The 11,030-nt window shown below is 51.9% G+C and carries 6 protein-coding genes; 4 read left to right on the top strand and 2 right to left on the bottom strand.

The annotated features are described in order from the left end of the window. The 3 genes from AC50Y5_RS29580 to AC50Y5_RS29570 all read left to right on the top strand — a co-directional run. A partial coding sequence (locus tag AC50Y5_RS29580; protein ID WP_494865024.1) for a BclA C-terminal domain-containing protein occupies positions 1 to 1,288 on the top strand: 1,288 nt, incomplete at its 5' end. Positions 1,289 to 1,366: 78 nt separating this feature from the next. Beyond that, complete coding sequence (locus AC50Y5_RS29575; protein ID WP_494865022.1) at positions 1,367 to 2,470, top strand: tetratricopeptide repeat-containing glycosyltransferase family 2 protein; 1,104 nt, start codon at positions 1,367 to 1,369, stop codon at positions 2,468 to 2,470. Further along, positions 2,463 to 3,995 carry a glycosyltransferase family 2 protein gene (locus AC50Y5_RS29570; RefSeq protein ID WP_494865021.1) on the top strand — a complete coding sequence of 511 codons (1,533 nt, stop codon included), beginning with the start codon at positions 2,463 to 2,465 and terminating at the stop codon, positions 3,993 to 3,995. Before AC50Y5_RS29575 ends, AC50Y5_RS29570 begins: the two co-directional genes overlap by 8 nt. A 94-nt stretch (positions 3,996 to 4,089) precedes the next feature. Here the strand turns inward: AC50Y5_RS29570 and AC50Y5_RS29565 are convergent, their stop codons facing one another. Both AC50Y5_RS29565 and AC50Y5_RS29560 read right to left on the bottom strand, forming a co-directional pair. After that, positions 4,090 to 4,932: an AIM24 family protein gene (locus AC50Y5_RS29565; RefSeq protein WP_056035191.1), complete on the bottom strand. Its 843-nt coding sequence runs from the start codon at positions 4,930 to 4,932 to the stop codon at positions 4,090 to 4,092. Between the two features lie 32 nt (positions 4,933 to 4,964). After that, on the bottom strand, positions 4,965 to 5,525 hold the full coding sequence (locus AC50Y5_RS29560; protein WP_056035246.1) for a TerD family protein: 561 nt from the start codon (positions 5,523 to 5,525) through the stop codon (positions 4,965 to 4,967). A gap of 725 nt (positions 5,526 to 6,250) precedes the next feature. Here AC50Y5_RS29560 and AC50Y5_RS29555 point away from each other — a divergent pair. Further along, the gene (locus AC50Y5_RS29555) at positions 6,251 to 10,963 is read left to right on the top strand and encodes a glycosyl hydrolase (protein ID WP_494865018.1); all 4,713 of its coding nucleotides are present in this window, start codon (positions 6,251 to 6,253) and stop codon (positions 10,961 to 10,963) included. Positions 10,964 to 11,030 lie beyond the last annotated feature (67 nt).

The following is an 11,030-nucleotide window of genomic DNA, read 5'->3' as shown; positions in this document are numbered from 1 at the left end:
AACAACCGGTATAACTGGCGTGACAGGGGCTACTGGTGAGACCGGAACGACTGGAGAAACCGGGACAACTGGTGCAACAGGAGCAACAGGAGCAACCGGAGAGACGGGAGCCACGGGTGTAACCGGAGCAACCGGTGTAACTGGTGTGACAGGGGCTACTGGTGAGACCGGAACGACAGGAATAACCGGACCAACGGGTGCGACAGGAGCAACCGGAGAGACAGGAGCGACAGGAGCCACGGGTGTAACCGGAGCAACTGGTGTCACAGGAACAACCGGTATAACTGGCGTGACAGGGGCTACTGGTGAGACCGGAACGACTGGAGAAACCGGGACAACTGGTGCAACAGGAGCAACAGGAGCAACCGGAGAGACGGGAGCAACGGGTGTAACCGGAGCAACTGGGGTCACAGGAACAACCGGTATAACTGGTGTGACAGGGGCTACTGGTGAGACCGGAACGACAGGAGTAACCGGACCAACGGGTTCGACAGGAGCAACCGGAGAGACAGGAGCAACTGGTGAGACCGGAACGACAGGAATAACCGGACCAACGGGTGCGACAGGAGTCACAGGAGCAACCGGTGCAACTGGTGAGACCGGAACGACAGGAGCAACCGGAGAAACGGGAGCGACAGGAGCAACGGGTGTAACCGGCATAACTGGTGCGACAGGAGTCACAGGAGCAACCGGAGAGACGGGAGCAACCGGAGCAACTGGCATCACAGGAACAACCGGTGTAACCGGGGCGTCCGGAGTTACAGGAGCCACGGGAGCTACAGGTGTAACCGGAGCCACGGGAGTGACAGGTGTGACCGGAGCAACTGGTGCTACAGGAGCAACTGGAACTACCGGAGTCACTGGAGCAACAGGCGTTAGTACGACAGCTGTATCCGCTTTTGCAGCCAATACAACTGGGGGTATCATTGCAGTTATACTTGGAGGCACGAATGTACCGCTTCCAAGCTCTCAAAATATCGCCGCAGGCATAACGGTCAATGGATTAAACGATACGTTCACAGTTGCCGCAGCGGGCAGATATTATATTACGTACCAAATTAATTTGACAGCGGCGTTATTGGTCAGCTCGCGTCTGTTAATTAACGGCATAGCGAGTACGGCCTCAACATTGGAGCCAGTATTAAGCTTATCCTCTTTCAATAACGATATTATTGTTGGACTGACAGCAGGCTCGACCATTACCCTTCAATTATTTGGACTGCTGGGTGCGGCCACATTGCTTGGAGGCAGCGCCGGCGCGGCATTGACCATTATCCAATTAAGCTAAGGCGGCCAGTTGGGCACCAAGGCAAGAGTGACTGAATAGGATGGGTCAATAGAATCAACTCGCAGGAGTGTGGTTTCATTGATCGCGATCAGTCTTTGCATGATAGTCAAAAATGAAGAAAAAACATTGGCACGCTGCCTCTCCTCTATTGCCCCCGCCGTAGATGAAATTATTATTGTCGACACAGGCTCGACCGATGCTACAAGGGAAATCGCTGCCGATTTTACCGATCGCGTCGAGTCTTTCACCTGGGTGGATGACTTCGCCGCCGCCCGCAATTTCGCATTCTCGCTTGCAACGAAGCCTTATATGATGTGGCTGGATGCGGACGATGTATTGGAGGTTTCCGAGCTGCATAAGCTGAAGGCGCTCAAACACCAGCTGGACGATACGGTAGACTCCGTCTCGATGGATTACCACCTGTCCTTTGACGAGTACGGCAACGTAGTTAACAAACTGCGGCGCAATCGCATTGTTAAGCGTGAGCGGAACTTTCAGTGGATTGGCGCGGTCCATGAGTATTTGGAGGTTTACGGAAACATCGTTCATTGTGATGTAATCGTTACACATAAGAGCCTCGGGCATGATAGCGACCGCAATTTAACGATGTATGAAAATCGGCTTCGCAGAGGAGAAGTTTTCACCCCGCGCGACTTATTTTATTATGCCAATGAGCTGAAAGACAATGGCCGCTACGATTCGGCCATCCGTTATTATGACAAGTTTCTTGCTACCGGCAAAGGCTGGATCGAGGATAATATTCTTGCTTGCGGGCGGCTTGCGGACTGCTACCACGAGCTGAACGAGCCACGCAATATGATGGATTCTGTGCTGCGATCCTTCTATTATGATAAGCCTCGGGCGGAATTTTGCTGCCGCCTTGGGTATTATTTTTTGCAGCGGGATGAGCTTCAGATGGCGGTATATTGGTATAAGCAGGCGCTCCACGTGGAGCATACGGACACAACAGGCTGGGGTTTTGCGAATATAGCCTGTTCTACTTGGCTGCCGCAGCTTCAGCTATGTGTCTGCTATGACCGTCTGGGCGACTATGAGTCAGCTTATAGGCATAACGAGCAGGCGGCCAGCTATCGGCCGGAGGATGAGCGAATGATAGCGAACCGGGAATATTTGAGTCAGCGGCTGAGTAAGAAGGATGAGGGAGGGATCGTTCTTGTCTGAGAAAAAAAGGCGTGTGCTCATTGCCAGTCCCGTTCAGCAGCAGCCTACGATTCTTGCGTTGTTTCTCGCTTCGCTGAAACGCTTTAATGCAGATCAGCTGGAGCTGAGCTATCTCTTTATTGACGATAATACGGATGCTACGAGCAGTCAGCTGCTGGAACAGTTTACTGCCGCTCGCGAGGGGGTAACCATTATCCGCTCAGAATCCTCCGATTGTCAAGACGTGTATGTACGCACGGATATAACGCATTGCTGGAACGAGCAGCTCATTTGGAAGGTTGCCCATTTCAAAAATCGAATCATTGAACATGCGCTAGAGAGCCAATTTGATTACTTATTTCTGCTCGACTCTGACCTGCTGCTGGACGCCAGAACGCTTCCGCAGCTAGTAGCGGACGACAAAGATATAGTATCGGAAATTTTTTGGACCCGCTGGCAGCCGGATGCGCGTCCTCAGCCGCAAGTATGGCTGCATGACGAATACGGACAGTGGGAGCGAGGTCGAGGCGAGAAGCTGAGCGATATGGAAATTGCGGTGCGCTTGGAGCAGTTTTACGCCATGTTAAGCGAGCCTGGCGTATACGAGGTAGGCGGGCTTGGCGCATGTACGCTGCTGAGCAGACAGGCGCTTGAAGCAGGTGTGCACTTTGGCCCCATTAGCAATTTAACCTTCTGGGGGGAAGATCGGCATTTTTGCATTAGGGCGGCTGCGCTTGGCCTGCGGCTGTTTGTGGATACCCACTATCCCGCCTATCATATTTACCGCAGCGCGGATTTGGCTGGGGCGGAGCGGTTTCTACAGAAAGAAGCGGAAGTCCAGCCCCAGACCCGAGGACGGCTCACGCTGTCGATGATCGTAAGGAACGAGAGCAGCCGCTATTTGCGCCAGGCGCTGGAGCAGCATCGCCAGTATATTGATGACGCGGTCATTATTGACGATGGCAGCACGGATGACACAGCTGAGGTGTGCCTGCAGGTGTTGGAAGGCATTCCGGTTAAACTGATCCGTAACGAGGTGTCGCGTTTCAGCAATGAAATTACGCTGCGGAAGCAGCAGTGGGAAGAGACGTTGACTGTAAATCCGGAGTGGATACTGAATCTAGACGCGGATGAATGGTTCGAGCAAAGCTTCGTTCAGGAGCTCGATTCGCTGCTGCAAAGCCGGTCTACGAATGTATTTTGCTTCCGGCTATACGATTTCTGGAGCCTTCATTCGTATCGATCGGATGCGATCTGGCAGGCACATGAAAGCTATCGTCCTTTTTTGCTCCGCTATGACCCAGCATTTGATTATAAGTGGAAAAATACACCGCAGCATTGCGGGCGTTTTCCCGCTAATATTTTGGAGCTGCCTCATCAGCTGTCGGGCATTCGCCTTAAGCATTATGGCTGGGCGAAAGAAGAGCATCGGCGGGAGAAGCTCCACCGTTACCAGCTGCTTGACCCCGATGCCAAGTATGGCTGGAAGGAGCAATACCTGTCCATTTTGGATAATAATCCACAGCTCGTGGAGTGGCAGGAATAACAGGCACCAGCATGAAAAAAAGCATCTCTGCTCATCAGGAATGATGAGTGGAGATGCTTTAATCTTCTTATCGGATTTACGTATAATAAATGGCTTAACGCAAAATTCGGCCAATAATGCCGCCGAGCCCGCCTTCGTTATTGTTATTGCTTGGAGCACCGCCGTTATTGCCAACGTTGCCAGCGTTACCAGCATTGCCGCCGTTGCCGCCAAAAGTGTTTTGGAAGGCGCTGCTTTGCTCTTGCGGCTGGTAACGGTTGTCATCAATGCCGAATTTCACGCCGCTTTGGCGCTCGAAAGGCTGAATGATAACGATTTGCCCAGGCTCATTGAACTCATACATATACGATTCGCCAGAGGTTTGTCCGATAAGGGTTTTCCAGTTCACATCAAGCTTCACTTTAGGTGAAGGGCCTGTCCAGGCAACAATCGCATCGGGATCGACGCGGCATGGAGCTTGCAGAACGAGCGGGTTGCCGTTCGTTTTCACTGCGACTTGAGCGCCTTGTCCGTTATAGGAGAGCTTGGAGGTGAAAAGTCCGCGTTGGGAAATGACACCGGAGCCGATGATCGTAACGCCGTAGTGGCAAGTTTCTGTAAACGCCAGCAGGTCTTCACTTTCAACACTGACGTGCTGCCAAGGGCCGCCCTGCTCCAAATTAATGATGGTCACATGCGTGTTCTGGTCAGCAAGATAGACGGAGCCTTGGCCTTCGACTTCCATAATTTCAAGGTTTTCGCCTGTAATGCGGCGCATACCGTGGTTTAATACTTGTCCAACAATGTTGCCGGAGTTTGTGCCAAGCAAGCGCTTGGAATATTTAAATTTGCCGTTGTAAGCCTGATCAGCGACCATGGAGCCTTTTTTAGCGAAAAACTTGCCTTGGCCTTCAGCTTTCAGAAACAGCTCGCGTTCCACTTGAAATTGAAATGGCATATGAGTTGACCTCCAGTTAGATGTGTAGTGAATTACATAGCGCCATAATGTGCGCAAATGCCAGTGAGATCAAGCGTAAGGCCTGTACCTACCGCATTGAACTTCCACTCGTTGTTGTGGCGGTATACTTCTCCCGCGAGCAAGGAAATGGAAGTGGAATAGTCCTCGGACAGGTCGAAGCGGCAAATTTCAGCGCCGTTCGCCTGGTTGACGATCCGAATGTAGGCGTTGCCGATTTGGCCAAAGTTTTGATTTTTGCGAACAGCGTCGTCAATCGTCACGGTAAATACGATTTTCTGAATGTCAGGAGACACGCGGGACAGTTGGATTTCTGCCGACTCATCGTCGCCGCTACCTTGTCCAGTCCGGTTGTCGCCGTTATAGCGAATCGCTCCGTCTGGGCTGTTCAAGTTATTATAAAAAATGATATGGCCGTTGGAAGGAAGCTTCTCCGCTTGGTTCAGCAGGAAAATTTCAACATCGAGGTCATAATTTTGGCCTTGCAAGCGATTCGTATCCCAACCGAGTCCAACCTTTAAATGGTCGAGTCCGGGGTTGTTTTTCGTCAAATCGAGCTTCTGTCCCTTGGACAATACAAGTCCGCCTCCGAAGCCGCCACCTTGAGGAGCAGGTGCTGCACCAAAGGAGTTAGCGTTGCCCGCATTCGGGAATCCGCCTTGCTGAGTACCGCCTTGGATGCCGCCCTGTTGAATGCCGCCTTGTTGGATGCCGCCTTGCTGAATACCGCCCTGTTGAATGCCACCCTGCTGGATACCGCCTTGGATACCGCCCTGAATGCCGCCTTGTCCACCAAAATTGTTGCCGCCGTTTGAATTCGATCCAATACCCATTTGTATTGCCTCCTCAAATATGAAATAAAAGAACCATCTGCCTCGACAGTTATTCACCTTAAAGCTCTTAACAGGCCAGAATGGTGGAATTTGTCGATTCTGTGTAAGAATATGAAACTATTTGTAGTATAGCAGATTGTGATTGTAGTTGTTAATGGTTAATGGTGTTACAGTTCCTGCTGCAGCAGGGATGTCTGATTAGATACGGCGAAGCGAAAGCTTGGTTGCATTTTTAAAAATATAGGAAAGTATAGGATTTCCCGATCCTTTCTCTATATTTCTCGGAATGAAACGTGCTGTGCCGCCAAAGGACGGCGACAGCCGTTTCACCTTAAATTAAAGAAACATAACAAAATAGAAGACAAAAGAGAACTATAAAAACAAATTGAATCTCCTATTTTTTTCAAGTGGTTCCTCTATAATGATGTGAAGCGCTTTCAAAACACTTTAAAAAATAGGAGGATCGCATGAATAAAAAACGCAAATGGATCGCGGCCATCATGGCCCCAGCTATCGTTGTTTCGATGTTCTCTTCTGCTGCTTTCGCTCAATCAGGGGCGGCAACTAACGCGTTTGCTCCCGATATACAGGGACATTGGGCGAAAGCTGCTATAGAGAAATGGAGTGCGCAGGGAATTGTAAGCGGTTACTCGGACGGGACCTTCCATCCGAATGGCAGCATGACCCGGGCGGAATTTGTCACGGTCATTAATCGGCTGTTCGGTTTATCGGCTTTGTCTGCTTCAGCCTTTAGCGATGTGCCGGAGACAGCTTGGTATGCGGGCGAGCTTAGCAAAGCGCGGGCTGCGGGCTATTATGACGGGTTCCCGGGTAATGAGGCAAGGGCGGAGCAGCCGATAACGAGGCAGGATGCAGTAACGCTGCTGGCGCGTATTTTCGAGCTGAAAGCGGCGGACGATGCAGCGTACGCGGGGTCCTTCAAGGATAGCGGCCAAATTTCCAGCTATGCGAAAAAGGCGATCAACGCGCTGCAAGGTGTTGTCAGCGGCTACGAAAATGGCGCTTTCCAGCCCGCAGGCAAAATCTCTCGTGCAGAGGTCATAACCTTGGTGGACAAACTGGTGGCCGAGCTGTATGCCAAGTCAGGGGAATATACAGCGGCGCAAGCGATTTCGGGCCATGCGATCATTAATCATGCTGGCATTACGCTCAAAGATGCCCAAATTGCCGGCAACCTTTATTTGACCGCAGGCATTGGGGACGGCGAAGCAGTAGTCGATCATGCCAGCGTGAAAGGAACGACGTTTATTGCAGGTGGCGGCGAGCATACCGTTATCTTTCACGATTCAACGCTGGCAGGCGTAGAAATTAACCGCAAGGATGGCAAGGTGCATGTCGAGGCAGACGGAGACACCAAAATCAATAGCATCGTGGCTAACAGCAAGGCTATTCTGGAGCTGGGAGACAACGCGGAGGCAGACAGCATCGTGCTGAATCAGCCTACGGAGCTGATCACCGGCCCAGGTACAACGATCGGGAGGCTGACGGTGCAGGCCGATTCCGTCACTATTAATGGCCAGCCAATAGCCAAAGGCAGCTATACGTTGAAAAATGGCACGCTGACGCCAGTTGGCACCGGCACGATGCCAGGAACAGGAGCATCCTCGGGCAGCAGTGGTGGCAGCAACAACGGCGGCGGAAACGGCGGAAATACGGAGCCGACGGTGAACTTTGTCGATCAGCATGCAACGGCTGAGACCAAATCACTGTTCGCCTATTTGAACGGCGTGCGCGGTCATGAAATTTTATTCGGCCATCAGCATGCAACGGACGAAGGTGTGACATTGACCGGGGCAGACGGCTCGCAATCCGAGGTGAAAAATTCGGTTGGCGATTACCCTGCCGTGTTCGGCTGGGATACGCTAAGCCTGGAAGGCAAAGAGAAGCCGGGTGTGCCGAACAATATCGAGCAAAGTCGGATCAATCTCACTGCATCGGTCAAGAATGCCCACGATCTCGGCGGCATTGTGACGCTCAGCACCCATTTTCCGAACTTTGTGACCGGCGGCAGCTTTAATGATACGTCAGGCAATGTAGTTGCTCATATTTTGCCGGGCGGCGACAAGCATGCGGAGTTTAATGCTTTTTTAGACACCATTGCGAATTTCGCAAATAATGTGAAGGATGATGATGGCAAGCTCATTCCAATTCTGTTCCGTCCTTTCCATGAGCAAAACGGCGGCTGGTTCTGGTGGGGCGCGAAAACGACGACCACAAGCGAATACAAGGAGATTTTCCGCTATACGGTTGAATACCTGCGCGATAAGAAGGACGTGCGCAACTTCCTGTATGTTTTCTCGCCAAATGGCTCGTTCGGCGGCGCGGAAAGCACTTATTTGACGACGTACCCGGGCGACGATTATGTCGATATATTGGGGATGGACCAATACGATAACAAGGAGAATGCGGGTTCGCAGGGATTTTTGAACGGACTGGTTACGGATCTGGGCATGATCTCAAGGCTGGCGGACAGCAAGGGGAAAATTGCGACGTTTTCCGAATTCGGCTACAGCCCGGAGGGGATGAAGACGACCGGGAACAATAATACAACCTGGTTTACCGATTTGCTGAGTGCAATCAAGTCCGATGAGGACGCTTCACGCATTGCCTATATGCAGACATGGGCGAACTTTGGCCTTGGCAACAATTTGTATGTGCCTTATAAAAATGCGCCAAACGGGCTCGGCGATCATGAGCTGTTGCCTGATTTTATTAACTTCTATAATGATTCGTTTACGACTTTCCGCAATGAGGTGCAGGGCGTATATGGCCATACGGTCGTGACAGCGCCAGAGCAGCCGTTCATGCATATTGCAACGCCTACGGATAACAGCATTGTCGGCAGCTCCGTCACGATTCGCGCACGGGCGCTGGAAATTACCCCAACGAAGGTCGTCTATACGGTACAGGGTTCGGATACAGAATATCCGATGACGCTTGATAGCGACGGATTTTTCTATACGGCGAATTGGTCTCCGGCAGCGGGCTTAAATGGCAAAACGGCGGTGCTGAACGTCAAAGCATATGTTGGCAATCAGGTTGCGCTAACGCAATCTGCGACGGTATCGGTACAGGCAAGCGAGATTTTGATGAAAACGTACACCTTTGACCAAGATACAGAAGGCGTCGTTAAAAATGGCGATCCGGGCACTTATCCGGAAACGATGGCGCTGACCGTGGGGCATGATGTTTTGGACGGCAACGGCGTATTGAAGCTGGATGCCCAGCATGCAGCAGCAGCGGATACGTGGCAGGAATTCAAGCTTGCGCTTCCAGTGCTGGACAGCGGAAATGCACTGGCCGATGTGAAGCGCATCAAGCTGGACGCTTTTATTCCGCTGAATGCGGGAGATGCGGAGGCGACGATTAGCAGCATGGCGATGCTGCCGCCGGATTGGGATACGAAATATGGGATGACGACGACCAAAATCAAGCTGTCCGAGCTTCCGCAGGTGACCGTAGGCAGCACGGTATATGCGAAATTTTCGCCAGTTATTGATTTGAATGATGCGGCAAAATCAGCAGCGGCGACGGGGCTTGTCCTTTCCTTGGTAGGCAGCGGATTAGAAGGCGATTTTTCAATCTGCGTCGATAATCTAAGCTTGTACAGCACGTTTGCTGAAGCGGAGAAGGACCCGGCTGTAGTGGACAACTTCGAGACGTATCAAGGCAGCGATGCCGCTCTGGCAGCGAAGTTCATCCATGCGGGCGGCGATGCGACAGCTGTAGCGCTGGACGGCGTGCATAAAAGCTCGGGCAACTATGGGATGAAACTGGACTATACGCTGGGCACTTCCGGCTATGCGGGCATTACGAAAGTGCTGGGTGGAGTAGACTGGTCCACGTTCAACCATTTGAAATTTTGGATGGTGCCGGACGGCAGCAACCAGAAGCTCGTGATTCAGTTGCGTGTGGATGGCGTTTCCTACGAAGCATATCCATCGCTTGCAGGTACAACCGGGCAATGGGTCAGCCTTCACTTTAATGCGTTTACCGTTGCTCCTTGGGATACAGGAAATACGGGCAAAAAGATCAACAAGGTCAGCTTGAAAAATGTACAGGAGTTTTCCATTTACGTGAATGCCACTAATGGAGCAACCCTTAATAGCACGCTTTATTTCGATGATATTGAAGCGATAAATGATGGAACAGGCGGCGTGCCAAATGGCGGCTCCGGTTCGGGAAGCTCGCCAGCGGAGCCAGGCACGCTTTATGGATTCGAAACGGATACGGCTGGCTGGACGGTAAGCTCGAATGAGGCGCAGGCCACAGATGCCGCGACTACAGCGGATGAGAAGACAGAGGGCGACCATTCGCTGACGTCTACCTTCTCGCTAGCAAGCCCGGCGGGCTTTGAGCTGACGAAGGTTGCTGCAGCGGACCTGTCCGCCTCTACATCACTCAGCGTCAAGGTGAAGCTGTCGCAAGGAACTGCTAATGCCCGCCTATATATTAAGACAGGGAGCACATGGGAGTGGCATGATAGCGGAATGGGCGTTATCGTCGATTCCAGCGGATTTAAGACGCTGACGCTTCCGCTCACCGGTGTAACGGGACTAGAAAGCGTGCAGGCAATCGGCGTGAAGATCGAGCCGACAGCGGGACAGACGGGCACAGCAGCTGTCTATGTAGATGATGTGTATGTGGAAGGAAGCGGGGGTCCGGGAACTGCTGGTCCCACTTACGATTTTGAAAGCGGAGCAGAGGGTTGGGCCATTAATACCGATGCGGATAATGCCTACAATACGGCAAATGCCCGTGATATAGCAGTGTCGACTGATGCAGCATCATCAGGAAACAGCTCGCTGAAGGCGGCTTTTGATTTGAACGGCGGCAATTTCCAGCTTAGACGGGTCGGTGTGCTGAACTTGGGTACAGCAAGTACGCTGTCCGCCAAGTTTAAAGTGGCAGCGGATGGGAATGCAGCGCTTTCGGGCGCTGTATCCGTCAAGCTGTTCTTGCAAACGGGAGGTGACTGGAGCTGGTTCGCGCCGAATGAAACGGTTTCCTATAGCGGCGATGGATTCGTGACGGTAAGCTACGATTTGTCAGGCGTCGCGGATAAAAGCAATGTTCAGGCGCTAGGCATTCAAGTGTTTGCACCAAGTGCCTCGACAGGTGCAGCAACGATTTATTTGGATGAGATTAAGGTGCAATAAATGAATAATCGAATGTAATAGCAAAGAAGGGAGGCCCCGCATAAGGGCCTCCCTTCTCTATTGATAT

It is taken from the genome of Paenibacillus sp. JT22N7 (assembly GCF_059383875.1).
Note: the sequence above shows the minus strand (reverse complement) of the source record. Positions and strands in the feature narration are given on the sequence as shown.